Annotated in this window: 19 protein-coding genes; 4 read left to right on the top strand and 15 right to left on the bottom strand. The window is 71.3% G+C overall.

Translation table 11 applies throughout. The annotated features are described in order from the left end of the window. Positions 1–3: 3 nt before the first annotated feature. The 13 genes from pgi to ACFVYX_RS28425 form a co-directional block, all read right to left on the bottom strand. Complete coding sequence (pgi, locus tag ACFVYX_RS28485) at positions 4–1,665, bottom strand: glucose-6-phosphate isomerase (protein WP_389684470.1); 1,662 nt, start codon at positions 1,663–1,665, stop codon at positions 4–6. A gap of 188 nt (positions 1,666–1,853) precedes the next feature. Continuing rightward, positions 1,854–2,189, bottom strand: coding sequence for an RNA polymerase-binding protein RbpA (locus ACFVYX_RS28480; protein ID WP_189505794.1), 336 nt, complete (start codon positions 2,187–2,189; stop codon positions 1,854–1,856). Between the two features lie 77 nt (positions 2,190–2,266). Next, positions 2,267–2,497, bottom strand: a complete 231-nt coding sequence (gene secG, locus ACFVYX_RS28475; protein WP_024758014.1) for a preprotein translocase subunit SecG — start codon at positions 2,495–2,497, stop codon at positions 2,267–2,269. Positions 2,498–2,594: 97 nt separating this feature from the next. Then, a complete protein-coding gene (gene tpiA, locus ACFVYX_RS28470) occupies positions 2,595–3,371 on the bottom strand; it encodes a triose-phosphate isomerase (RefSeq protein ID WP_389684354.1) in 777 nt (258 codons plus the stop codon). A gap of 7 nt (positions 3,372–3,378) precedes the next feature. Continuing rightward, positions 3,379–4,590 carry a phosphoglycerate kinase gene (locus ACFVYX_RS28465; RefSeq protein ID WP_389684353.1) on the bottom strand — a complete coding sequence of 404 codons (1,212 nt, stop codon included), beginning with the start codon at positions 4,588–4,590 and terminating at the stop codon, positions 3,379–3,381. A gap of 105 nt (positions 4,591–4,695) precedes the next feature. Then, complete coding sequence (gap, locus tag ACFVYX_RS28460) at positions 4,696–5,706, bottom strand: type I glyceraldehyde-3-phosphate dehydrogenase (RefSeq protein WP_389684352.1); 1,011 nt, start codon at positions 5,704–5,706, stop codon at positions 4,696–4,698. Positions 5,707–5,924: 218 nt separating this feature from the next. Then, entirely contained in the window at positions 5,925–8,876 is a 2,952-nt protein-coding gene (locus tag ACFVYX_RS28455) for a M14 family zinc carboxypeptidase (protein WP_389684351.1), read from the bottom strand. 175 nt (positions 8,877–9,051) lie between these two features. Beyond that, a complete protein-coding gene (gene whiA, locus ACFVYX_RS28450; RefSeq protein ID WP_073806627.1) occupies positions 9,052–10,041 on the bottom strand; it encodes a DNA-binding protein WhiA in 990 nt (329 codons plus the stop codon). Continuing rightward, on the bottom strand, positions 10,032–11,057 hold the full coding sequence (gene yvcK / locus ACFVYX_RS28445) for a uridine diphosphate-N-acetylglucosamine-binding protein YvcK (protein WP_389684350.1): 1,026 nt from the start codon (positions 11,055–11,057) through the stop codon (positions 10,032–10,034). The genes whiA and yvcK overlap by 10 nt, the downstream gene beginning before the upstream one ends. After that, positions 11,054–12,043, bottom strand: a complete 990-nt coding sequence (gene rapZ, locus ACFVYX_RS28440; RefSeq protein WP_389684349.1) for an RNase adapter RapZ — start codon at positions 12,041–12,043, stop codon at positions 11,054–11,056. Before rapZ ends, yvcK begins: the two co-directional genes overlap by 4 nt. Continuing rightward, positions 12,040–14,016, bottom strand: a complete 1,977-nt coding sequence (gene uvrC / locus ACFVYX_RS28435) for an excinuclease ABC subunit UvrC (RefSeq protein ID WP_389684348.1) — start codon at positions 14,014–14,016, stop codon at positions 12,040–12,042. The genes rapZ and uvrC overlap by 4 nt, the downstream gene beginning before the upstream one ends. Before the next feature lie 814 nt (positions 14,017–14,830). Next, positions 14,831–15,619 (bottom strand): hypothetical protein, encoded by a 789-nt coding sequence (locus tag ACFVYX_RS28430; protein WP_389684469.1) that lies wholly within the window; start codon positions 15,617–15,619, stop codon positions 14,831–14,833. A 5-nt stretch (positions 15,620–15,624) separates the two neighbouring features. Beyond that, positions 15,625–16,209 (bottom strand): papain-like cysteine protease family protein, encoded by a 585-nt coding sequence (locus tag ACFVYX_RS28425; RefSeq protein WP_389684347.1) that lies wholly within the window; start codon positions 16,207–16,209, stop codon positions 15,625–15,627. A 229-nt stretch (positions 16,210–16,438) separates the two neighbouring features. On the opposite strand from ACFVYX_RS28425, the gene ACFVYX_RS28420 reads away from it, so the two are divergent. Further along, positions 16,439–17,368, top strand: a complete 930-nt coding sequence (locus ACFVYX_RS28420) for a hypothetical protein (RefSeq protein WP_389684346.1) — start codon at positions 16,439–16,441, stop codon at positions 17,366–17,368. Positions 17,369–17,489: 121 nt separating this feature from the next. Here the strand turns inward: ACFVYX_RS28420 and ACFVYX_RS28415 are convergent, their stop codons facing one another. After that, a complete protein-coding gene (locus ACFVYX_RS28415; protein ID WP_389684345.1) occupies positions 17,490–17,915 on the bottom strand; it encodes a Rieske (2Fe-2S) protein in 426 nt (141 codons plus the stop codon). 91 nt (positions 17,916–18,006) lie between these two features. Next, complete coding sequence (gene uvrA, locus ACFVYX_RS28410; RefSeq protein ID WP_389684344.1) at positions 18,007–21,051, bottom strand: excinuclease ABC subunit UvrA; 3,045 nt, start codon at positions 21,049–21,051, stop codon at positions 18,007–18,009. A 169-nt stretch (positions 21,052–21,220) separates the two neighbouring features. On the opposite strand from uvrA, the gene ACFVYX_RS28405 reads away from it, so the two are divergent. The 3 genes from ACFVYX_RS28405 (at position 21,221) to ACFVYX_RS28395 (ending at position 24,039) form a co-directional block, all read left to right on the top strand. After that, positions 21,221–21,922 (top strand): maleylpyruvate isomerase family mycothiol-dependent enzyme, encoded by a 702-nt coding sequence (locus tag ACFVYX_RS28405; RefSeq protein WP_389684343.1) that lies wholly within the window; start codon positions 21,221–21,223, stop codon positions 21,920–21,922. A gap of 36 nt (positions 21,923–21,958) precedes the next feature. Beyond that, on the top strand, positions 21,959–22,615 hold the full coding sequence (locus tag ACFVYX_RS28400; RefSeq protein WP_389684342.1) for an MBL fold metallo-hydrolase: 657 nt from the start codon (positions 21,959–21,961) through the stop codon (positions 22,613–22,615). A gap of 131 nt (positions 22,616–22,746) precedes the next feature. Continuing rightward, on the top strand, positions 22,747–24,039 hold the full coding sequence (locus ACFVYX_RS28395; protein WP_389684468.1) for an MFS transporter: 1,293 nt from the start codon (positions 22,747–22,749) through the stop codon (positions 24,037–24,039). The last annotated feature ends 89 nt before the right edge of the window (positions 24,040–24,128 follow it).

Below are 24,128 nucleotides of genomic sequence, written 5' to 3'. Positions count from 1 at the left end.
CTTCTACCGTCCGCGCAGCGAGCGGTAGGCGGTCACGAGACCGGCGGTGGAGCTGTCGAGCTGCCCCGTGCCCCCGACGCCCTCGCCGTCCGTCAGGACCGGCTCGATCCGCTTGGCGAGGACCTTGCCGAGCTCGACGCCCCACTGGTCGAAGGAGTCGATGTTCCACACGGCGCCCTGGACGAAGACCTTGTGCTCGTAGAGCGCGATCAGCTGGCCGAGGACGGAGGGGGTGAGCTTCTCGGCGAGGATCGTGGTGGTGGGGTGGTTCCCCCGGAAGGTCTTGTGCGGGACGAGCTCCTCCGGGACGCCCTCGGCCCGTACCTCCTCGGGCGTCTTGCCGAAGGCGAGCGCCTGGGTCTGGGCGAAGAAGTTGGCCATGAGCAGGTCGTGCTGGGCGACGAGGCCGGGCAGCAGGTCGGCGACGGGCCGGGCGAAGCCGATGAAGTCGGCCGGGATGACCTTGGTGCCCTGGTGGATCAACTGGTAGTACGCGTGCTGCCCGTTGGTGCCCGGGGTGCCCCAGACGACGGGGCCGGTCTGCCAGTCGACCGGCTTGCCCTCGCGGTCCACCGACTTGCCGTTGGACTCCATGTCGAGCTGCTGGAGGTAGGCGGTGAACTTGGACAGGTAGTGGGAGTACGGCAGGACGGCGTGCGACTGGGCGTCGAAGAACGCGCCGTACCAGACGCCGAGGAGGCCGAGAAGGAGCGGCGCGTTCTCCTCGGGCGGGGCGGTGCGGAAGTGCTCGTCGACGAGGTGGAAGCCGTCGAGCATCTCGCGGAAGCGCTCCGGTCCGACGGCGATCATCAGGGAGAGGCCGATGGCGGAGTCGTAGGAGTAGCGGCCGCCGACCCAGTCCCAGAACTCGAACATGTTCGTGGTGTCGATGCCGAACTCCTCGACCTTCTCGGCGTTGGTCGAGAGGGCCACGAAGTGCTTGGCGACGGCCTCCTGGCCGGCCCGGAGGCCGGTGAGGAGCCAGTCGCGGGCGGAGGTGGCGTTGGTGATCGTCTCGATGGTGGTGAAGGTCTTCGAGGCGACGATGAACAGCGTCTCGGCGGGGTCGAGGTCGCGGACGGCCTCGTGGAGGTCGGCGCCGTCGACGTTGGAGACGAAACGGAACGTCAGGTCCCGCTGGGTGTAGGAGCGGAGGACCTCGTAGGCCATGGCGGGGCCGAGGTCGGAGCCGCCGATGCCGATGTTGACGATGTTCTTGACCGGCTTGCCGGTGTGGCCGGTCCACTCACCCGCGCGGACCGTGTCGGCGAAGGCGGCCATCTTGTCGAGGACGGCGTGGACTCCGGGGACGACGTTCTCGCCGTCGACCTCGATCACCGCGTCGCGGGGGGCCCGCAGCGCGGTGTGGAGGACGGCCCGGTCCTCGGTGGTGTTGATCTTCTCGCCGCGGAACATGGCGTCGCGCAGCTCGGCGACGCCGGTGGCGGCGGCCAGTTCGCGCAGCAGGGTCAGCGTCTCGTCGGTGACGAGGTGCTTGGAGTAGTCCAGGTAGAGGTCGCCGACGCGCAGGGTGTGGCCGGTGCCCCGCTCGGGGTCGGCGGCGAACAGGTCGCGCAGATGGGTGTCGCCCAGCTGCTCACGGTGCTTGCCGAGGGCCGCCCACTCGGGCAGCCGGTTGAGCCTGGTGCGGCCTTCGTTGTTCATCTCGGACATCGCCCACTTCTTCTCGTACTGCTTGTCTGCCCCGCTGCTTCTCCAACCTAATTGATCAGAGGGGCGGATGAGGCGACGGCGAGCGGCCGGGACGGAGACGAGGACGGGAACGGCGAACGGGCCTTGTCCGCGAACCGGGTTCGCGGGCAAGGCCCGTTCGTCACATCGTCACACCACGTTCAGATCTCGCCGCGCAGCTTGGCCAGCGCCTCGGCGAGGATCGCCTCGCCGTCCGCGTCGCTGCGCCGCTCACGCACATAGGCGAGATGGGTCTTGTACGGCTCCGTGCGCGGCGGGTCCGGCGGGTTGTCCCGGTCCTGACCTGCTGGGAAGCCGCAGCGGGGGCAGTCCCAGGTCTCCGGGACCGCCGCGTCGCTGGCGAAGCTCGGCTGCGTCTCGTGCCCGTTCGAGCACCAGAAGGAGATGCGGGCGCGCGGCGCCGATTCGCCCCGCTCGGCCTCGCCCATCGGCCCCGCTCCGACCCGGCTTCCCCGGATCGCGTTGCCACTTGCCACGGTCGTAACTCCCTGCGTGATGGTGCTCGAAGATGCCCCAGTCTACGTAAGGCCCAACGCGCGTCCAGTGTTCGGAGTTACCCGTCCAACTTCATCAGCAGACCAAGTACCACAATGCAGGCGAACCAGAGCAGACCGACCACGACGGTGATCCGGTCCAGGTTGCGCTCGGCGACCGAGGAGCCGCCGACGGAGGACTGCATGCCGCCGCCGAACATGTCGGAGAGGCCGCCGCCCTTCCCCTTGTGCATCAGCACGAGCAGCATCAGCAGGCCGCTGAAGACGAGCAGGGCGATCGAGAACCCCATAACCACGGCTGGACCAACTTCCTCGGACTTATACGGACGGGGGCCGGGCACCTGCCCGACCCCCGCTAGGGTACGACGTATATGCGCTACCGCATACTCACTGGTCGCGGAAGCGCACGATCTTGACGAACTCGTCGGCGTCCAGCGCCGCGCCGCCCACCAGGGCGCCGTCGACGTCCGGCTGCGCCATGATCGCGGCGACGTTGCCGGACTTGACCGAGCCGCCGTACTGGATGCGGACCTTGTCGGCAAGCTCCTGCGAGTACAGCTCGGCGAGACGGCCGCGGATCGCGCCGCAGACCTCCTGCGCGTCCTCGGGGGTGGCGACCTCGCCGGTGCCGATGGCCCACACCGGCTCGTACGCGATCACGATGGTCTCGGCCTGCTCGGCGGGGACGTCCTTCAGGCCGCCGTCGAGCTGGGCGAGGGTGTACTCGACCTGCTGTCCGGCCTTGCGGACGTCCAGGCCCTCGCCGACGCAGAGGATCGGGGTCACGCCGTGCTTGAAGGCGGCCTTCACCTTGGCGTTGCAGACCTCGTCGTTCTCGGCGTGGTACTGGCGGCGCTCGGAGTGGCCGACGGCGACGTAGGCGCACTTCAGCTTGGACAGCATCAGGCCCGAGATCTCGCCGGTGTAGGCACCGGACTCGTGCGCCGAGATGTCCTGGGCGCCGTACTTGATCTTCAGCTTGTCGCCGTCGATCAGGGTCTGCACGGACCGCAGGTCGGTGAAGGGGACCAGGACCGCGACCTCACAGGCGTCGTAGTCCTTGTCGGTCAGGGCGAAGGCGAGCTTCTGGACGTGGGCGATGGCCTCGAGGTGGTTGAGGTTCATCTTCCAGTTGCCCGCCATCAGCGGGGTGCGAGTGCTCATGAAAAGGTCAGTCCTCCAGTGCGGCGAGGCCGGGAAGCGTCTTGCCCTCGAGGTATTCGAGGGAGGCGCCGCCGCCGGTCGAAATGTGGCCGAATGCCTTCTCGTCGAAGCCCAGGATGCGGACCGCGGCGGCGGAGTCGCCACCACCGACCACCGTGAAGGCCGGGGAGTCGACGAGCGCCTGGGCGACGGCCTTGGTGCCCTCGGCGTAGTCGGGGTGCTCGAAGACGCCCATCGGACCGTTCCAGAAAACGGTGCCGGCGTCGGCGACCTTCGAGGCGTAGAGCTTACGGGTCTCGGGACCGATGTCCAGGCCCTCCTCGTCCGCCGGGATGGCGTCCGCGGCGACCGTGGTCGGGTGGGCCGGTGCCTTTGTCTTCAGGTCGGGGAACTCCGCCGAGACCAGCACGTCGACGGGGAGCACGAACTCCACGCCGCGCTCCTCGGCGCGCTTCAGGTAGTCCTTGACCGCCGGGATCTGGTCCTCCTGGAGCAGCGAGATGCCGACCTCGTGGCCCTGGGCCTTGAGGAAGGTGTACGCCATGCCGCCGCCGATGAGGATGCGGTCGGCCTTCTCCAGGAGGTGGTCGATCACGCCGAGCTTGTCGGAGACCTTGGCGCCGCCGAGCGCGACCACGTAGGGCCGCTGGACGTCGTCCGTGAGCTTCCTCAGGACGCCGACCTCGGTGGCGATGAGGTAGCCGGCGGCGTGCGGGAGGCGCGCCGGGAGGTCGAAGACCGAGGCGTGCTTGCGGTGGACGGCGCCGAAGCCGTCGCCGACGTAGACGTCGGCGAGGGCGGCCAGCCGGTCCGCGAACGCGCCGCGCTCGGCGTCGTCCTTCGAGGTCTCACCGGCGTTGAAGCGCAGGTTCTCGATCACGGCGACCTGGCCGTCGGAGAGGCCCGCGACGGTGGCGGTGGCGGAGTCGCCGACCGTGTCCGTCGCGAAGGCCACCTCGGCGCCGAGGAGCTCGCCGAGCCGCGCGGCGGCCGGGGCGAGCGAGAACGCCGGGTCCGGGGCGCCCTTGGGGCGGCCCAGGTGCGAGGCGACCACGACACGGGCGCCCGCGTCGGCGAGCGCCTTGACCGTGGGGACGACGGCGCGGATGCGGCCGTCGTCGGTGATGGTGGTGCCGTCGAGCGGCACGTTGAGGTCGGCGCGGACGAACACGCGCTTGCCTTCGACGCCCTCGTGGAGAAGCTCGTCGATCGTCTTCATCTGTTAACTGACTCCTTGGTACGCGGTGGAGCACACAAACAGGGCTCGCACAGCGCGGCGTTGCGCTGCCCGAGCCCTGCTCACATCGAAAGCCCGCCCTGAAGCTTAGAGCTGGCCGCCGACGAAGACGGTGAGGTCGACGAGACGGTTGGAGTAACCCCACTCGTTGTCGTACCAGCCGAGGATCTTGACCGTGCTGCCCTCCTGGATCATGGTCAGGGAGGCGTCGAAGGTGCAGGACGCCGGGTCGCCGACGATGTCGGAGGAGACGATCGGGTCCTCGGTGTAGACCAGGACGCCCTTGAGGTCGCCGTCCTCGGCGGCCTTCTTGAACGCGGCGTTGACCTCGTCCTTGGTCACCTCGCGGTCGAGCGTGACGACCAGGTCGGTGGCGGAACCGGTCGGGACCGGGACGCGCATGGCGATGCCGTCCAGCTTGCCCTTGAGCTGCGGGAGGACCAGGGCGGTGGCCTTGGCGGCGCCCGTCGTGGTCGGGATGATGTTCTCCGCGGCGGCGCGGGCGCGGCGCAGGTCCTTGTGCGGGAAGTCCAGGATGCGCTGGTCGTTGGTGTACGCGTGGACCGTGGTCATCAGGCCCTTGACGATGCCGAAGTTCTCGTCGAGGACCTTGGCCATCGGTGCGACACAGTTGGTGGTGCAGGACGCGTTCGAGATGACGTGGTGCTGCGCCGGCTCGTACTTGTCCTGGTTGACACCCATGACGATGGTGATGTCCTCGCCGGAGGCCGGAGCCGAGATGAGGACCTTCTTGGCGCCACCGGCGATGTGCTTCTCGGCGTCGGCCTTCTTGGTGAAGATGCCGGTCGACTCGATGACGATGTCGACGCCCAGCTCACCCCAGGGGATGTCGGCCGGGTTGCGCTCGGAGAGCACCTTGATGGTGTGGCCGTCGACCGTGATGGTGTCGGCGGTGTGGGTGACCTCGGCCTTGAGACGGCCCAGGATGGTGTCGTACTTCAGCAGGTGGGCCGTGGTCGCGGTGTCGCCCAGGTCGTTGACAGCCACGATCTCGATGTCAGCACCCTGCTCAAGGAGCGCGCGGAAGTAGTTCCGGCCGATGCGGCCAAAGCCGTTGATGCCTACGCGGATCGTCACGAACCGATCTCCTCGTTAGGTACGCCGGTGTGCTCGACGCCGGCGAGATTTTTGTTTTTTGGGATGTCCCCGACCGCTTACGACCCTACCCCTACAGGCGCCCCGGAGTGACATCGGCCGCATCCGAGCGTGCCCGGAAAGTGAGCGGAAATGGCCGACGGCCCGTACCTACCAACGGGTACGGGCCGTCGTGGGACCTTTGTCCCGACTACTCTCCGTCAGTGCCGGAGTGCCCCGAGGGCCCGGCCGACGAGTCGTGCCCGCTCGGTGGCGGCGGGCACGTGCTCGAGGCCGTAGCCCAGGAGGACGGTGTCACGCGTGGTGACCGCGGCCTGGGAGTGGAAGAGCGCTCCGGAGCGGGTCCAGTCAGCGCCGTTCCCGGGGCTGCCGGCCGGGGCGCCCGGAACGGTCCACGCGCCGAGGGCGGTCTCGAAGCCCTCCGCCTCGGTGGTGGTGCCGGTGACGAGGCGGGTGTCGTCGACGAAGGCGCCCATCTCTCCGGTGCCGGGGTCGGAGACGTACGAGATCGACAGCTCGACCTGCTTGCCCGCCCAGGCGCTCAGGTCGACGGAGGCCTGCCGCCAGCCGTTGGAGGGGCCGGTGAAGGCGTTCCAGGAGCCGGTGGTGCCGGCGGGCGTGCAGCCGTCCTCGCCGACGGTGAGGTAGTGGGCGAGGAAGGGGTGGTCGCGGACGTAGAAGCCCTCGCCGCAGTCGGCGGGGGGCTCGGCGGAGGTGCCGCCGTTGGTGTCGGGCAGGGTCGTCCAGTCGTCCTGGCCGACGGTGTGGGCCTCGACGACGAGGTTGTCGTAACCGGGCTCGGTGTCGTAGCTGACCTGGAAGTCCAGGCGCGGGGCGGCGCCGGCCGCGACGCCGGTGAGGTCGACGGTCCTGCTGAGCCGGGCCCAGGTGTTGTCGGCGTGCTTGACGGCCGCGAAGGACGCGCCTTCGGCGGGCTCGAAGGGGGTGCGGACGCCGGGGTAGTCACCGGCGGAGGCGCTGCTCGCGAACTGCGGGAACTGCTCCCGCCTCAGCGTGTCCGAGGTGACGGTGTACGCGCCCGCGTTGTCGAGAGGGTTGTCGGCGGCGTCGCCGAGGCCCGCGCCGATGCCCGCGAAGGCGCCGGTGCCGGCGAAGGCGGGCGGGTTCCCCAGGCCTGCGCGGTGGTAGGCGCCGAGGTAGTACTGGGCGAAGTCGTTGGACTCGGCCCGGCCGATCCGGGTGAGGCCGCCGGACTTCTCGCCCGCGTTGATCAGCTTGCCGCCCTCGTTGAGGTAGGCGCGGACGGCGAGCTGAGTGGTGCCGGAGGGCCGCTCAGCGCCGGTGTACCAGACGACCGTACGGAAGTGGGAGAGCACGCCGAGGGCGTCGGGCGTGCCCTGGGTGGCGACGTCCCAGACGGCGGCCCCGCGCTTGTTGTCGGCGAGCGCCTTCACGTAGGCGGCGGTGTGCCGGGCTGCGGTGGTGCCGCCCTCCTCCGCGAGGACGAGCACGTCGCCGCGGGGGCGCTCGGCCACCCGGTAGGTGAAGGGCGCGGAGGCGGTGGCCCGGCCCTCGCGGGTGCGGGCGGTGAACCAGACCTCGACGGAGTCGCCGGGCCGTGCGTCCTCGACCTCGGCGCGGTACTCGTCGAAGTAGAGGTTATCCTCGCCGCCGAAGGTCTCGCCGCCCTTCCAGGCGTCGAGCTCCTCGCTGTGGGTGCGGCCGCCGTTGATCCGGTACTTCAGGGTCTTGCCGCGCAGGGACTTGCGGGCGGTGACGGCGACCTCCTGCTCCTCGCCCCGGGCGTAGGAGGTGGTGAAGGTCTTCGGCGTGAAGTCGGGGGCGTCGATGCCGACCGGGGAGACGGGCCGGTCCGGGTGGGCGGCGGTCTCGGCGACGGCGAGCGCGAAGGGGATGTTCTTCGCGAACTCGGCCTGGATCAGCTTCTCGTCGTCCGGGAAGGTGAAGACGGACGCGCAGTCGGCGGGGTTCCAGGCGTCGTTCGGGTCGACCCGGGAGGCGGTGGCGCAGGTCGACATCTCCGGGGTGAACATCTGCGTCCCGTTGACGTTGGCGGCGTGTCCGTCCGCCTCGCCGTTGGTGATGTACAGCTCCGAGGAGACCTGCGGCCGGTAGCCGGGCACGGCCGGGTTCTGCGGGGTGCCGGCGAGGGCCTTGAGGGCCACGTCGTCGGGGGTGTCGGTGGCGACCTGCCAGCCGACGCCGTAGAGGATGAGCTGGGCGGCCGAGTGGTAGTTGATGCCGTACGCGAAGCCGATGCGCTTCTGGAAGGCGTCGAGGGCCTTGGTCTCGGGCTCCGACATGGGCCCCGCGCCGCGGAAGGTCTCGTCGGCCGGGTCGGGCGACGAGCCCTCGTTGTCGTAGCCCCACTTGTAGGCGAAGTTGCGGTTGAGGTCGACGCCGTCGCCGGGGGCGATCTTCCCGTCGCCGTCGTTGTCCCGCAGGTTCTTGCGCCACTGGCGGTTCTCGGGGTCGGCGTGCGTGTGGTCGTAGCCGTCCGGGTTGGCGGAGAGCACGAACCACAGCTCGGTGGAGTCGACGATCCGGGTGATCCGCTCGTCCTTGCCGTATCCGTCGAGGTAGTGGTGGAGCAGCCGCCGGGTCATCTCCGGGGTGATCCACTCGCGCGCGTGCTGGTTGGACATGTAGAGGGTGGCGGGCTTCGAGCCGTCCTTGACGCGCTGGGCACCCTTGCTGACCTTGAGGGCGAGGATGTCCTGGCCCTTCAGGGTCTTGCCGATGGAGACGACCTTGGTGATCCCGGGGTTGGCCCGGGCGGTGTCCAGGATCTCCTGCTTGAGACCGTTCGGGCCCCCGTACGGCCGGAAGACGCCGTCCCCCGCGGCGGCCACCCGCTTCTCGGCCTGGGCGGTCAGGGTGTGCTCGGCGAGCTCGACGCCCTGGCCGCGCAGCTGCCCGGCCTGCCGGCCGGTGAGGAAGAGCTCCACCGTCGCGGAGCCCTTGTCGGGCACCTGCTCGGTCATCTCGTGGGCGTCGGCACCGGCCTCCAGGAGCAGCGGTACCTGCTCCTTGGTGACCTCGGCCCGCCATACGGAGAGGGCGTCACCGCCGTCCCGGTCGTTCGGCTGCGCTCCGGCGACGGGTGCCGCCGCCACTCCCGCGATCAGCAGTGAAGCCGCGGCGAGGATCGATCTCGCTCTGCGTCTCATGAGCCCCCCTTGTTGTCGTATGCCACGAAGGTGAACAGACGCCAGGCTCATGGGCGCTCATGGGCCTGTCAAGGGTGCCTCGCGGGGCGTACGAAAAAGCTGCCGGTGCCTCAGAAAGGCACCGGCAGCCCGGAGTTCGATGTTCCGTGCGGCGGCGGGTCCGGTACGGATCCGGTCAGCCGACGAGGCTGTCGTCGAGCTCCTCGGTCAGGTTGGACTCGGTCCCCGGAATCCCCAGGTCCTGCGCCCGCTTGTCGGCCATGGCGAGCAGCCGGCGGATCCGGCCGGCCACCGCGTCCTTCGTCAGCGGCGGGTCGGCGAGCGCGCCCAGCTCCTCGAGGGAGGCCTGCTTGTGCTCCATGCGGAGCCGGCCGGCCGCCGCGAGGTGCTCGGGCACCTCCTCGCCGAGGATCTCCAGGGCGCGCTGCACCCGGGCCCCGGCGGCGACCGCGGCGCGGGCCGAGCGGCGCAGGTTGGCGTCGTCGAAGTTGGCCAGGCGGTTGGCGGTGGCGCGGACCTCGCGCCGCATCCGCCGCTCCTCCCAGGCGAGCACCGACTCGTGCGCGCCGAGCCGGGTGAGGAGGGCGCCGATCGCGTCGCCGTCGCGGACGACGACCCGGTCCACTCCCCGCACCTCGCGGGCCTTCGCCCCGATGGAGAGCCGGCGCGCCGCCCCGACCAGGGCGAGCGCCGCCTCGGGACCCGGGCAGGTGACCTCCAGGGAGGAGGACCGGCCGGGCTCGGTCAGCGAGCCGTGCGCGAGGAACGCACCCCGCCAGGCCGCCTCCGCGTCACAGGTCGCCCCGGAGACCACCTGCGGAGGGAGGCCCCGGATGGGGCGGCCCCGGCCGTCCACGAGACCCGTCTGCCGGGCCAGCTGGTCGCCTCCTGCCACCACCCGCACCACGAAACGCGAACCGCGCCGCAGCCCGCCGGGGGCCATCACGATCAGCTCCGAGCTGTGCCCGAAGATCTCCAGGATGTCCCGCTTGAGGCGGCGTGCCGCCATCGCGGTGTCGAGCTCCGCCTCGATCACGATGCGGCCGCTCACCAGGTGCAGCCCGCCCGCGAACCGCAGGATCGACGAGACCTCTGCCTTCCTGCAGCAGGTCCGGGTGACGGGAAGCCGGGAGATCTCGTCCTTCACCGCTGCCGTCATCGCCATGGGCCGATCCTTCCATGCATCCGAAAAATACGGTCGTACGCGGCGGCCAACAGCTCCGGGTCGTGCTTCGCGGAGCCGTCGGGCCCGGCCACCGGCGCCAGCTCGACCGCGGCACCGAGCCGCTTGGCGGCATCGGAGAGGGACTCGCGATCGGGCACGGCGGCCTCGTCGGCCAGCACCACGTCCAGGGCGAGTTTAGGGGCGTGTCGTCCCAAAACCTCCAAATGACGCTGCGGGGAGAAGCCCTCGGTTTCTCCGGGCTGCGGCGTGAGGTTCAGCGAGAGCACCTTCCGGGCCTTCGTCCCGGCCAGCGCGTCGAGCAGTTCGGGGACGAGAAGGTGCGGGATCACGGAGGAGAACCAGGAGCCGGGGCCGAGGACCACCCAGTCCGCGTCCAGGACCGCCTCGACGGCCTCCGGCACCGCCGGCGGGTCGTTCGGCACGAGGTGCACCGACTGCACCTCGCCGGGCGTGAGCGCCACGGTCGCCTGACCGCACACGGTGTCCACGTCGTCCGGTCGCTCCGGATCATGGCCCCTGACCAGGGCCTGGAGCTCCAGGGGCACGGCGGACATGGGCAGCACCCGGCCCTGGGCGCCGAGCAGCCGGCCCACCAGGTCGAGGGCCTGGACGGGGTCGCCGAGCTGCTCCCAGAGGGCGACGATCAGCAGGTTGCCGACGGCGTGGCCGTTGATCTCGCCCTTGGACTGGAAGCGGTGCTGGATGACCCGGGCCCAGGTCTGGCCCCAGTCGTCGTCGCCGCAGAGCGCGGCGAGCGCCTTGCGGAGGTCTCCCGGGGGCAGCACGCCGAGCTCCTCCCGGAGCCGGCCGCTGGAACCGCCGTCGTCGGCGACGGTGACGACGGCGGTGAGGTCGCCGGTGATCCGGCGGAGGGCGGCGAGGGAGGCCGAGAGCCCCATGCCGCCGCCCAGCGCGACCACCTTGGGCTGGGCGCCGCGCCTGCGGAGCGTACGCCGCACCGAAAGGGTGGAGGCACGTCGACGGTACGGCTTCACTCGCGCCCCATGTCCCGGTGCACGACGACGGTCTCGACCCCTTCGGCGGCGATCCGGGCGGCAAGGCGCTCGGCGGTGGCCACGGAGCGGTGCTTGCCGCCGGTGCAGCCCACGGCGATGGTCACGTACCGCTTGCCCTCACGGCGGTAGCCCGCGGCGATCAGCTGGAGCAGCTCCGTGTAGCGGTCGAGGAACTCCTTGGCGCCGGGCTGGTTGTAGACGTAGTTCGACACCTCCTCGTTGAGGCCGGTGAAGGGGCGCAGCTCGGGGACCCAGTGGGGGTTGGGCAGGAAGCGCATGTCGACGACCAGGTCGGCGTCGACCGGCAGGCCGTACTTGAAGCCGAAGGACATGACGGTGGCCCGCAGCTCGGGCTCCTCGTCGCCGGCGAACTGGGCGTCCATCTTGGCGCGCAGTTCGTGGACGTTGAGGCTGGAGGTGTCGATCACCAGGTCGGCGTCGCCGCGCAGCTCGCGCAGCAGGTCGCGCTCGGCGGCGATGCCGTCGGTGATCCGGCCGTCGCCCTGGAGCGGGTGCGGCCTGCGGACCGACTCGAAGCGCCTGACCAGAGCGTCGTCGGACGACTCCAGGAAGACGATCCGGCGGGTGACCTGCTTGGCGTCCAGGTCGGCGAGGGACTCCCTGAGGTTGTCGAAGAACTGCCGGCCGCGGACGTCGACGACGACGGCGATCCGGGCGACATTGCCCTGGGAGCGGGCGCCGAGCTCCACCATGGTGGGGATCAGCGCGGGCGGCAGATTGTCCACGACGAACCAGCCGAGGTCCTCCAGACACTTCGCCGCGGTGGACCGGCCGGCCCCGGACATGCCGGAGATGATCACCAGCTCGGGAATGGCCGCCTCGGCGCCGTTGTCGCCGGGGGTCTCCTTCGTGCCCGTACTCACGTGTCCTGCTCCGTCTTCTCGGTCGTGCTGGCCTTGCGCGTCCTGCTCATCGTGCCGGTCCTGCTCTTCGTGCGCGGTCATGCCGTGCCGCCCCCGTCGTCTTCCATGATCTCTCCTGTCGCGGTGTTCACGGCGGGCGCGGCCGGGGCCGCCCGGGCGAGGGCCACGGCGACCGCCTCCGCGGTCTTCCGGCCCATGCCGGGAACCTCGCAGATCTGCTCGATTGTCGCCTGCCGGAGCCTCTTCACCGAGCCGAAGTGCTTGATCAACGCGCGTTTCCGGGTGTCCCCGAGACCGGGGACGTCGTCGAGAGGGCTGGTCCGGATGCGTTTCGTCCGCTTGGACCGCTGGTAGCGGATGGCGAAGTCGTGAGCCGTGTCACGTACCCGCTGAAGGAGGTACAGGCCCTCGCTGGAGCGGGGCAGCACCACGGGGTCGTCGTCGCCGGGCAGCCACACCTCCTCCAGGCGCTTGGCGAGCCCGCAGACCGCGATGTCGTCGATCCCCAGCTCGTCCAGGGCACGCCGGGCCGCCGCGACCTGCGGCTGCCCGCCGTCGACCACGACCAGCTGCGGCGGGTACGCGAAGCGCTTGGGCCGTCCGCTCTCCTCCGGGTCCTCGACGACCCCCTCGGGGTCCCACTCCCCCGTCTTCTCCTTCTCGGCCAGATAGCGCCGGAAGCGGCGGCCGATCACCTCGTGCATCGAGCGGACGTCGTCCTGGCCCTCGAAGCCCTTGATCTGGAAGCGACGGTACTCGCTCTTGCGGGGCAGACCGTCCTCGAAGACCACCATCGAGGCGACCACGTCCTCCCCCTGGAGGTGCGAGATGTCGAAGCACTCGATCCGCAGCGGCGCCGAGTCCAGGTCCAGGGCCTCGGCGATCTCCTCCAGGGCCCGGGAGCGGGTGGTGAGGTCGCTTGCGCGCTTCGTCTTGTGCAGGACGAGCGCCTGCTGGGCGTTGCGCGCGACGGTCGCCATGAGGTCCTTCTTGTCGCCGCGCTGCGGGATCCTCAGCGAGACGTTGGACCCGCGGCGGCCGGTGAGCCAGGCGGTGACGGCCTCCGTGTCCTCGGGGAGCGCCGGGACCAGGACCTCCTTCGGGACCGTGTCGCCGCTCTCCTCGCCGTACAGCTGCTGGATCGCGTGCTCGACGAGGCCGGCGGTGTCGACGGCCTCGACCTTGTCGGTGACCCAGCCGCGCTGGCCGCGCACGCGTCCGCCGCGCACGTGGAAGATCTGCACGGCGGCCTCCAGCTCGTCCTCCGCGAGGGCGATCAGGTCGGCGTCGGTGGCGTCGGCGAGCACGACCGCGCTCTTCTCCATGGCCCGGCGCAGCGCCTCTATGTCGTCACGCAGCCGGCCGGCTCTCTCGTACTCCATGTCCTCGGCGGCCAGCATCATCTGCTTCTCGAGACGGCGGATGTACGTCCCGGTACGGCCGGCCATGAAGTCGCTGAACTCCTCGGCGAGTTCGCGGTGCTCCTCGGGGGTGACCCGGCCGACGCAGGGCGCCGAGCACTTGCCGATGTAGCCGAGGAGGCAGGGGCGGCCGGCCGAGGCGGCGTTCCGGAACACCCCCGCGGAGCACGTCCGCACGGGGAACACCCGCAGCATGAGGTCGACGGTCTCGCGGATCGCCCACGCGTGCGCGTACGGCCCGAAGTAGCGCACGCCCTTCTTCTTGTGGCCGCGCATGACCTGGACGCGCGGGAACTCCTCGTTCATGGTGACCGCGAGGTACGGGTAGCTCTTGTCGTCCCGGTACTTCACGTTGAACCGGGGGTCGTACTCCTTGATCCAGGAGTACTCCAGCTGGAGCGCCTCGACCTCGGTCGACACGACGGTCCACTCCACGGAGGCGGCGGTGGTCACCATGGTGGCCGTGCGCGGGTGCAGGCTCGTGAGCGGCTGGAAGTAGTTGGCGAGCCGCTGGCGCAGGGACTTCGCCTTGCCCACGTAGATCACTCGGCGGTGCTCGTCGCGGAACTTGTAGACCCCCGGGGAGTCGGGGATCTGACCCGGCTTGGGGCGGTAGCTGGAGGGGTCTGCCATGCTCCCCACCCTACTGTCGGGCACGGACACTCCGACCGCGCGCGCGGGTTGCCGAACCACCGCCCGAACGCCGCCCACCACCACGTGGCCAACCCTCCGCGCCGCCACCCACCCCCGTGCCGGCGATCGTCCGCTGGGCGGCGCCCGGCCGCCTGGGGGCCTCGCCCCCGCCGTGTGGGCATTCGTCCCGCTGGGGCGGGACGGGTGGGCACACGGGACGGCGCCCTTCGGCGGGCGCCTCGCCCCTTGTGCCTGGACCCGCACCCAGCAAGTGCGGCGCACACCGGGTGCGGGTTCAGGCCCGGAAGCCTAGGCCCGGCAGGGTGCGCCGTCCGTTGTGCCCACCCGTTCCGCCCCAGCGGAACAGATGCCCACAACGAGGGGTGGCGGGGGACGGCCAGGGTGGGTGCCGCCCCGGCGGAACAGATGCCCACAACGAGGGGCGGCGGAGGCTGCACGGGTGGGGCCCGCCCCAGCGGAACGATGCCCACCACGCGGGGCGGCCGGGGGGCGGCACGGGGGTTGCCCGCCCTTGCGGGAGCCCACAACGAGGGGCGGCGGCCCGGCGGAGGCGGGTGGGTGCCGACCCAGCGGAACAGATGCCCACCACGCGGGTGGGCGGCGGCACGGGGGCCACCGCCCACGGTGGAACACGGGCCCCCAGCGGGGGCGGGTGGGCCCCGGCCCGGCTGGCCGGAGGCTCGTGACGAGGGGCGGCCGCACAGGGATCCGGCCCGGCGGAGCGGGCGCCCGCGGTGAGGGGCTCAGGTTCTCCGGGGGCGCCCGGTGGAGCGGGCGCCCCCGGAGAGGGGGCTCAGGTTCTCCGGGGGTCTCGGCGGCGGCGTATCGCTGTCGTGGCCGTCAGGGCGAGCACGAGCGCCGCCGACACCCCCGCCGCCATCCCGGCCCCGGCCCCGGCCCCAGCCCGCTTCTCCTCGGCCGGCGGGGCCGCCACGTCGTAACCCCCCGCCGCTCCCTTCTTCGCGTAGGCCGAGCCCGGCAGCTTGTCGCCGTACACGCGGGCCACCCGATCCCGGTACGCGCCGAGGCTCGTCCCGTTCCGGCCCACGGCCCGTATCGCGTCCTCGTCCAGCGGCAGCACCTTCACGCCCTTCTGGACGTACCACGCGTCGATCTGCGGCTCGCGGAAGACGAGCCCGCCGGGCAGCAGGCGGCCGCCCTGTTCCGCGTAGCGGATCTCGTCGTCGCCGGTGGCGATGTTCACCACCTGCCAGCCGCCCGCCCGCTCGACCGTCCACAGCGAGGCCTTCTGTCCGTCCGGGGACACCGCCCGGCTGGCCCGGAACTCGACCCGGGCGACCGGCGCCCCGGCCTTCCCCGCGACGAAGTCCGGGGAGAGGATCCGTACCGGCACGGACGCGCCCTCGACGCGCGGCGCGGCCGCCGAGCGGGCGACAGCACCGTCCCGGGCGAAGAACCGGGCGAGGGTGTCCAGGGTCTCCGGCGCGGAGGCGGCCCGCTCGGGGGTCGGCGCGGCCGGCGCGGTCGGCGGTCCCTCGGCGGCCGCGGCCTCCGGAAGCACCCCGAGGAGCAGAAGCGTCGCGGTGGCGAGGAGCCCGGCGCCCATGGCTCGTGCGTTCATCGTCGTCACGCCCCGATCCGGTAGAGCGAGTGGGTCCAGGAGAAGGAGCCGTTGTCGACGTACCAGGCGTGGGAGGCCCAGTTGTAGCGGTCGCTGGAGGGCCAGGGGTCGCCCCAGTAGACCCAGCTGCCCGCGTCGTCGTAGCCGTAGATCACATGCATGTGACCGCCGCCGCTCGACCACTGGATGCGGGTCTCGACGGGCCGGTCGGCGTTGATCTCGGTCTGGACGGTCGCGTAGCGCAGCCAGCCGTCGACGTACGAGCCGGGGTTGACGCCGGCCCAGCGGAGGCCGGTCTGGACGTTGCCGAGGGTCGCCTGCCAGTTGGGGCAGTCGTAGCCCTGCTGACGGTTGAAGGCGGCGTTGCAGAACTGGTTCTGGCTGTAGCTCCGGCCGAACCAGTTGGCGATGGTGTTGCCACCCGCCGCCCAGCACCAGTTGGTCTTCTGCTGGGCCTGCATGGTGATGTTCAGCCGCTTGGAGCCGAGGGCGGCGGTGTCGTCGGCGGGGGCGGCGGAGGCCGAGGTGGTGGGGACGAGGAAGAGGGCGGCCGCGGCGAGTGCCGCGAGGTTCAGCTTTCTTCTGCGCATCGCGTTCCTCCCTGGAGCGGGGGATGTGGGGGTGGAGGAGCGCGTCCGGACGCTGGTCAGGAGCATCGGCCGTTGTCCGGATCAGGTCAACACGCTTCAATGCGGGGTGACATCGGACTGTGAACGGTGTGACCCGGGTGTGAACCGACGCCCACGGCCCACCTGCCCGCCCACCCCGCGCGGCGCGACGGTCCGCATCCCCGTCGTGAACGTTCACTGAGGAGTCCTCGTGAGCCACACCGAGGCCGATCTGGCGCAGTTGCTGCACACCGGCCCCTTCCATCTGGCGCTGCGCACCGCGCTCGCCGTCCGCGGGCTGCCGCTCCAGCGGGTCCAGCACCATCTCGCGCACCGGGGCGTCAAGGTCGGGGTGACGAGTCTCAGCTACTGGCAGCAGGGCGCCCGCCGTCCGCAGCGGCCGGAGTCGCTGAAGGCCGTGCGCGCCCTGGAGGAGGTGCTCCAGCTGCCGGGGAACTCGCTGCTGCGGCTGCTCACGGGGGACGCGGCGGCGCGGTCCGACGTGGAGCGTCCGGCGGCCCGTTCGTACCGCTCGCTGGTGGAGGCCTCCGGCTCGGTCGAGGAGCTCCTCGCGGAGCTCGAGTCGCCGACGGACGGCGGTCTGCACACGGTGGGGCACCACGAGCGGGTGCGGATCGGGGCGGGGCGTGAGCTGGTGGGGCGCGAGTCGCAGCACGTGGTGCGGGCGCACCGGGACGGCGTGGACCGCTATGTGGCCATCCACCACGGGGATCCGGGCTGCGACCCGTCGCGGGTGGCGGTGAGGGCGGTGGAGAACTGCCGGACCGGTCGGGTGCGGTGGCACGCGGCGACGGGGGTGCTGATCGCGGAGCTGCTCTTCGACGCGCGGCTGCGGGCCGGGGACACGTACCTCTTCTCGTACGGCTTCGAGGACGGTACGGCGGGTCCGAGCGGGGAGTACGTGCGCGGGTTCAGCTTCGCGGGCGGGCAGTACGTGCTGCAGGTGCGCTTCGACGAGGCGGCGCTCCCGGTGCGGTGCCGGAGGTTCGCGCAGGCCTCGACGGGCGCACCGCGCGGGGGCCGGGCGGAACTGACCCTGAGCGGTGTGCACCGCACGGTGCACACCGTGGAGCAGGGGGTGCGCCCGGGGATCCTGGGGATCGACTGGGACTGGACCTAGGGGGTGCCTTGTCGATCAGGCCGGGCTCGCGGGGGCAGGAGCCCGTGCGCGGGGGCAGGACGCCGGGCGCGCGGCGGTAGGAGCCCGGTGCGCGGCGGCAGGATGCCGGGCGCGCTCTGTCTCAGGCCTCGGGGCCCGCGACCAGTCGGCCGTTCTCGACGCGGACGGGGACCTCGGGGAGCGGCACGGTGGCCGGGCCCTTGAGCGCCTTGCCGGTCGTCACGTCGAAGCGGCTGCCGTGGCAGGGGCAGTTGCCCTCGTTGTCCTCGATCTTGTCGAGGACGCAGCCGGCGTGGGTGCACTGGGCGCTGAACGCCTTGTACTGGCCCTTGGCCGGGCAGCTCACCAGGACCCGCTGCTCGCGGTAGAGCTTGGCGCCGCCGACCGGGATCTCGTCCGGGGCGCCGAGGGCGACCGGGGCGGTCGGGGTCGGGACCTCGGCGTGGCCGAGCTTGGACTCGGTGGAGCAGGCGGCGACTCCCAGCCCGGCGGCACCGGCGAGGGCGGCGCCTTTCAGTACGGTGCGGCGGCTGGACTGGCCGGACATGAGCGCTCCACGGTGGATCGGGGCAAGCGTGACCGAACCGACGATACCGGCGGGGAGGCGGGGCCCCGGGGGTGGGGCCCCGCCTCGCACATCAGGCCTTGGGGGCCCGGGTCGTCGCCTTCTTGGCGGCGGCCGTCGCCGTGGTCGCCTTCGCGGCCGTCTTCTTCGCCGGAGCGGCGACCTTGGCGGCGGTCGCCTTCTTGGCCGGGGCCTTCTTGGCCGGAGCCTTCTTCGCCGCCGTCCTCTTCGCCCCGCGGGCCGCCGGTACGGTCCCTCCGGCGTCGCTGATCCGGTCCGCGCCGAGGATCTCGCGGAGGAACTTGCCCGTGTGGCTCGCCGGAACCGAGGCGACCTCCTCGGGCGTGCCCTCGGCGACGACGATTCCGCCGCCGCTGCCGCCCTCGGGGCCCATGTCGATGAGCCAGTCGGCGGTCTTGATGACATCGAGGTTGTGCTCGATGACGATCACCGAGTTGCCCTTGTCGACAAGACCGGACAGGACCGTGATCAGCTTCGAGATGTCCTCGAAGTGCAGACCGGTGGTCGGCTCGTCCAGGACGTAGACCGTGCGGCCCGTCGAGCGCTTCTGGAGCTCGGAGGCGAGCTTGACGCGCTGGGCCTCACCGCCGGAGAGCGTCGGCGCCGACTGGCCCAGCCGGACGTAGCCGAGGCCGACCTCGTTCAGCGTGCGCAGGTGGCGGGCGATGGTCGGGACGGCCTCGAAGAAGTCGAGGGCCTCCTCGATCGGCATGTTCAGGACTTCGGCGATGGACTTGCCCTTGTAGTGGACCTCCAGGGTCTCCCGGTTGTACCGGTCGCCGTGGCAGACCTCGCACGGGACGTAGACGTCCGGGAGGAAGTTCATCTCGATCTTGATCGTGCCGTCGCCGGAGCAGTTCTCGCAGCGGCCGCCCTTGACGTTGAAGGAGAACCGGCCGGGCAGGTAGCCCCGGACCTTGGCCTCCATCGTCTCGGCGAAGAGCTTGCGGACGTGGTCGAAGACGCCGGTGTACGTCGCCGGGTTCGACCGCGGGGTGCGGCCGATCGGGGACTGGTCGACGTGCACGACCTTGTCGACGAGGTCGTCGCCGTCCACCCGCGTGTGCCGTCCGGGCACCGACTTGGCACCGTTCAGCTCGCGCGCCAGGTGGGTGTAGAGGATGTCGTTGACCAGTGTCGACTTGCCGGAGCCGGAGACGCCGGTGACGGCGGTGAGGACGCCGAGCGGGAAGGAGACGTCGATGTCCCGCAGGTTGTTCTCGCGGGCCCCGTGCACGGTGAGCCGGCGCCCGGGGTCCACCGGGCGGCGGATCGCCGGGGTGGGGATCGCCCGGCGGCCGGACAGGTACTGCCCGGTGATCGACTCCTCGTTGGAGAGGAGCTCCTTCAAGGTGCCGGAGTGGACGACCTTGCCGCCATGCTCGCCGGCGCCGGGGCCGATGTCGACGACCCAGTCGGCGACCTTGATGGTGTCCTCGTCGTGCTCGACGACGATGAGCGTGTTGCCCATGTCGCGGAGGCGTACGAGGGTCTCGATGAGCCGGTGGTTGTCGCGCTGGTGGAGGCCGATGGACGGCTCGTCGAGCACATAGAGCACGCCGACCAGGCCGGAGCCGATCTGGGTGGCGAGCCGGATGCGCTGGGCCTCGCCGCCGGACAGGGTGCCCGCGGCCCGGTTGAGCGAGAGGTAGTCGAGGCCGACGTCGACGAGGAAGCGCAGCCGCTCGTTGACCTCCTTGAGGACCCGCTCGGCGATCTTCTTGTCCCGCGCGTTGAGCGTCAGCCGGCCGAGGAACTCGGCGCAGTCGCTGATCGACATCGCGGAGACCTCGGCGATGGACTTGTCCATCACCGTGACCGCGAGCACGATCGGCTTCAGGCGGGTGCCCTCACAGGTGGGGCAGGGCACCTCGCGCATATAGCCCTCGAAGCGCTCGCGGCTGGAGTCGCTCTCCGCCTCGCTGTGGCGCCGCTTGACGAAGGAGACGGCGCCCTCGAAGGCCGGGGTGGTGTACGCCCGCTCGCGTCCGTACCGGTTGCGGTAGCGGACCTCGACCTGGGTCTTGTGGCCGTACATCAGGGCCTTCTTGGCGCGCTGCGGCAGCCCCGCGTACGGCATGTCCGTACTGAAGCCGAGGGCCTGCGACAGACCGCCGATGAGTCGGCCGAAGTACTCCTTGGTGTGGCCGTGCGACCAGGGGTGGATGGCCCCCTCGTCGAGCGACTTGTCCTCGTCGGGAACGATCAGCTCGGGGTCGACCTCCATGCGGGTGCCGATGCCGGTGCAGTCGGGGCAGGCGCCGAAGGGCGAGTTGAAGGAGAAGGAGCGCGGCTCCAGCTCCTCGAAGGACAGGTCGTCGTACGGGCAGTAGAGGTGCTCCGAGTACATCCGCTCGCGCTCGGGGTCGTCCTCCGGGAGGTCGACGAAGTCGAGGACGACCATGCCGCCGGAGAGTCCGAGGGCGGTCTCGACGGAGTCGGTGAGACGGCGCTTGGCGCTGTCCTTCACGGTGAGGCGGTCGACGACCACCTCGATCGTGTGCTTCTCCTGCTTCTTCAGCGTCGGCGGTTCGCTCAGCTGCACGGTCACGCCGTCGACCCGGGCGCGGCTGTAGCCCTTGGTCTGGAGGTCGGCGAAGAGGTCGACGAACTCGCCCTTGCGCTCGCGCACGAGCGGGGAGAGCACCTGGAAGCGGCTGCCCTCGGGCAGCTCGAGGACCTTGTCGACGATGGCCTGCGGCGACTGGCGGGAGATCGGCCGCCGGCACTCGGGACAGTGTGGCTTGCCGATGCGGGCGAAGAGCAGACGGAGGTAGTCGTAGACCTCGGTGATGGTGCCGACCGTCGAGCGCGGGTTGCGCGAGGTCGACTTCTGGTCGATGGAGACGGCGGGCGACAGACCTTCGATGAAGTCGACGTCCGGCTTGTCCATCTGGCCGAGGAACTGCCGGGCGTAGGAGGAGAGCGACTCGACGTAGCGGCGCTGCCCCTCGGCGAAGATCGTGTCGAACGCGAGGGAGGACTTGCCCGATCCCGAGAGCCCGGTGAAGACGATCAGGGAGTCACGCGGGAGGTCGAGCGAGACGTTCTTGAGGTTGTGCTCACGAGCGCCACGGACGATGAGACGGTCGGCCACGCCGGTCCGCACCTTTCTTCAGAGAGCGGATGTGCCTGAACACCCAACACCTCAAGGATGCCGGATGCTTCCCGCGAGCTTATAGCACGCACATTCGATTTCCGGCCGCTCGGAGACCACTTCACCCGAACGAGTGGCGGCGGCCCCTGCGGGCACTAGGGTCTGCGGCATGATCGACCACGAACGCGACCTCGCTCACGTCCGCGAAGCGACCGAAAGGCTGCTGACATCGGCCGCCTCCCTGGACAACGCGGCGGTCGCAGGACCGTCACGGCTGCCCGGCTGGACCCGGGGCCATGTGCTCGCCCACGTCGCCCGTAACGCCGACGCCCTGGTGAACGTCCTCCGGGGCCGCCCCATGTACCCCGACGCCACGACCCGGGACCTCGACATCGAGCGGGACGCCGGCCGGCCGCCGGCCGTCCACCTCGCCGACCTGCGCGAGACCGCCGACCGCTTCCGGGCCGTGGGCGCCGAGCCCGCCGACTGGAGCCGGAGGGTCGAGCTCCGCAACGGCGTCACGGACAGCGCCTCCCGCGTCCCCTTCCGCCGCTGGGTGGAGGTGGAACTCCACCACGTCGACCTCGACCTCGGCTACGAGCTGGAGGACCTGCCGGAGGAGTTCGTCACCCGGGAGATCGACTTCCTGGCCGACCGCTGGTCCGGGCGCCCCGACGTACCGCCGGTGACGCTCCGCCTCGGCCACGGCGAGGACGCCCCGAGCCGGCGCACCGGTGGCACGGAGGGCACGCCGGTCGTCCTCGCCGGCACCGGCGCGGAGCTGCTCGGCTGGCTGGCCGGCCGCGGCGACAAGGGCGCCCACCTGGTCGTGCTCTCCGGCGACGGCGTCCCGGAGCTCCCCGCCCTGTAGCGGACCGCTCACGACACCCGGAGATAGGCTGAGGCCATGACGTACAGCGGAGTGGTGAAGGTCGGCGGCCCTGCGGACGTGCACGAGCTGTCGGATCTGATGATCTCGAAGGTCGCGGTCGGCCCGATGGACAACAACGCGTATCTGCTGCGCTGCCGGGCCACCGGTGAGCAGCTGCTGATCGACGCGGCCAACGACGCCGACACGCTCCTCACGCTGATCGGTGACGACGGCATCGCGTCCGTCGTCACCACCCACCGGCACGGCGACCACTGGCAGGCCCTGGCCGCGGTGGTCGCCGCGACCGGCGCCGTGACCTACGCGGGCGAGTACGACGCGGAGGGCATCCCGGTCGCGACCGACGTCCCCGTCGAGGACGGCGACACGATCCGGGTCGGGCGGGTGGAGCTGACCGCGCGCCACCTGGTCGGGCACACCCCCGGCTCCATCGCCCTGATCTACGACGACCCGCACGGCCATCCCCACGTCTTCACCGGCGACTGCCTCTTCCCCGGGGGCCTGGGCAACACCCGCAAGGACCCGGAGGCCTTCGCGAGCCTCCTCCACGACGTGGAGACCAAGCTGTTCGAGGCCCTCCCCGACGAGTCCTGGGTCTACCCGGGCCACGGCAAGGACACCACGCTCGGTGACGAGCGCCCCTCCCTCGGAGCGTGGCGCGAGCGCGGCTGGTGAAACCCGGAGCGCGCGGCCGATCAGCGGCGTGCTCCCGCACGCCCCCGTAACCGGGACGCTCGCCGGGTAGTTGGCGCCACATGCGCCTCAGTCACTCTCCGTCGCGGCCCGCTCCCCCGGCCGCGCCGTCGATGGGGCGGCTCGCCGCCGCCTCGCTCGTCGGCACCGCCATCGAGTTCTTCGACTTCTTCGTCTACGGGACCGCCGCCGCCCTCGTCCTGGGGCCGCTCTTCTTCCCGACCTTCTCCCCGCTCGCCGGGACGCTGGCGGCCTTCGGCACCTTCGCCGTCGGTTTCGTGGCCCGTCCGCTCGGCTCGGTCCTCTTCGGCCATGTCGGCGACCGGTACGGCCGGCGCCCGGTGCTCTTCGCCTCGCTGCTGCTGACCGGCTGCGCCACGGTCGCGGTCGGCTGCGTCCCCACGTACGCGACGCTCGGCATCGCCGCCCCCGTCCTGCTGCTCGTCCTGCGCTTCCTCCAGGGCCTCGGCCTCGGCGGCGAGTGGGGCGGGGCCGTCCTGCTCACCGCCGAGCACGCCCCCGCGCACCGGCGGGCGCTCTGGTCGAGCTTCCCGCAGATCGGCCCGGCGATCGGCTTCCTCCTGGCGAACGGGGTGATGCTGGCGCTCTCGGCGGGCCTGAGCGACGCGGAGTTCCGCTCCTGGGGCTGGCGGGTGCCGTTCTGGGCGGCGGGCCTGCTCGCGGCGGTGGGGCTGCTGCTGCGCTCCTCCCTCGCCGAGACCCCGCAGTTCGAGGAGCTGTCGGCGTCCGGGAAGCGCTCCGGCGCCCCGCTGGCCGAGGTCGCCCGCGACCACTGGCGGCTCGTCCTGCTGACGGCCGGGGCGCTCGCGGTCGGATACGCCACCTTCTACACGGTCTCCACCTGGGCCCTGGCGTACGGCACCGAGCACCTCGGGGTGAGCAGCACCGTGATGCTGACCTGCGTCATGGCGGCGGTGGCGATCAAGGGTGCGGCCACCCCCTTCGTGGCCCTGCTGGCCGACCGCTGGGGCCGCCGCCCGCTCTGTCTCGCGGGGTGCGCGGCCTCCGCGCTCTGGATGTTCCCGCTGGTGGCCCTGCTGCACACGGCGCGGCCGTTCCTGATGTTCCTCGGCTTCCTGGGCGCGCTGCTCGCCTTCATCACCATGTTCGCGGTGGTCGCCGCGTATCTGCCGGAGCTGTACGAGCCCCGGGTCCGCTGCACCGGCGCCGCCGTCGGCTACAACCTCGCCGGCGTGCTCGGCGGCGCCCTCACCCCGCTGGTCGCCACCGCCCTCTCCGAGGGGGGTGGCTCAGGGCCGCCCTGGGGCGTCGCCGCGTATCTGACCCTGGTCGCTCTCGTCAGCCTGGGCTGCTTCGCGCTCCTCCCGGAGACCCTGCCGGCCAGGACCGTGCCGGAGCCCGTGGCGGATCTGGACCCCGTGTAGGGCGCCCGGAGGCTGTCTCTTAGACACATCAGACGCTGCCGACGAGCGTCGGAGTGTAGATCTCGGGGGGCGCAGGATCATTCAAGAGC

Origin of the sequence: Streptomyces sp. NPDC058326, from assembly GCF_042879855.1 — a bacterium.
In the GTDB taxonomy this organism is placed as follows: Bacteria; Actinomycetota; Actinomycetes; order Streptomycetales; family Streptomycetaceae; genus Streptomyces.
The sequence above is the reverse complement of the archived record's forward strand: the minus strand, read 5'-3'. Positions and strand labels throughout refer to the sequence as shown.

Excerpts from the sequence above, each read along its gene's own strand:
- ACFVYX_RS28465 (WP_389684353.1), bottom strand. The coding sequence starts at position 4,590 with ATGAAGACGATCGACGAGCTTCTCCACGAGGGCGTCGAAGGCAAGCGC.
- ACFVYX_RS28425 (WP_389684347.1), bottom strand. The coding sequence starts at position 16,209 with ATGCGCAGAAGAAAGCTGAACCTCGCGGCACTCGCCGCGGCCGCCCTC.
- ACFVYX_RS28405 (WP_389684343.1), top strand. The coding sequence starts at position 21,221 with ATGATCGACCACGAACGCGACCTCGCTCACGTCCGCGAAGCGACCGAA.
- secG (WP_024758014.1), bottom strand. The coding sequence starts at position 2,497 with ATGGGGTTCTCGATCGCCCTGCTCGTCTTCAGCGGCCTGCTGATGCTG.
- ACFVYX_RS28455 (WP_389684351.1), bottom strand. The coding sequence starts at position 8,876 with ATGAGACGCAGAGCGAGATCGATCCTCGCCGCGGCTTCACTGCTGATC.
- ACFVYX_RS28395 (WP_389684468.1), top strand. The coding sequence starts at position 22,747 with ATGGGGCGGCTCGCCGCCGCCTCGCTCGTCGGCACCGCCATCGAGTTC.
- tpiA (WP_389684354.1), bottom strand. The coding sequence starts at position 3,371 with ATGAGCACTCGCACCCCGCTGATGGCGGGCAACTGGAAGATGAACCTC.
- pgi (WP_389684470.1), bottom strand. The coding sequence starts at position 1,665 with ATGAACAACGAAGGCCGCACCAGGCTCAACCGGCTGCCCGAGTGGGCG.
- ACFVYX_RS28415 (WP_389684345.1), bottom strand. The coding sequence starts at position 17,915 with ATGTCCGGCCAGTCCAGCCGCCGCACCGTACTGAAAGGCGCCGCCCTC.
- rapZ (WP_389684349.1), bottom strand. The coding sequence starts at position 12,043 with ATGACCGCGCACGAAGAGCAGGACCGGCACGATGAGCAGGACGCGCAA.
- uvrC (WP_389684348.1), bottom strand. The coding sequence starts at position 14,016 with ATGGCAGACCCCTCCAGCTACCGCCCCAAGCCGGGTCAGATCCCCGAC.
- ACFVYX_RS28400 (WP_389684342.1), top strand. The coding sequence starts at position 21,959 with ATGACGTACAGCGGAGTGGTGAAGGTCGGCGGCCCTGCGGACGTGCAC.
- ACFVYX_RS28430 (WP_389684469.1), bottom strand. The coding sequence starts at position 15,619 with ATGAACGCACGAGCCATGGGCGCCGGGCTCCTCGCCACCGCGACGCTT.
- whiA (WP_073806627.1), bottom strand. The coding sequence starts at position 10,041 with ATGGCGATGACGGCAGCGGTGAAGGACGAGATCTCCCGGCTTCCCGTC.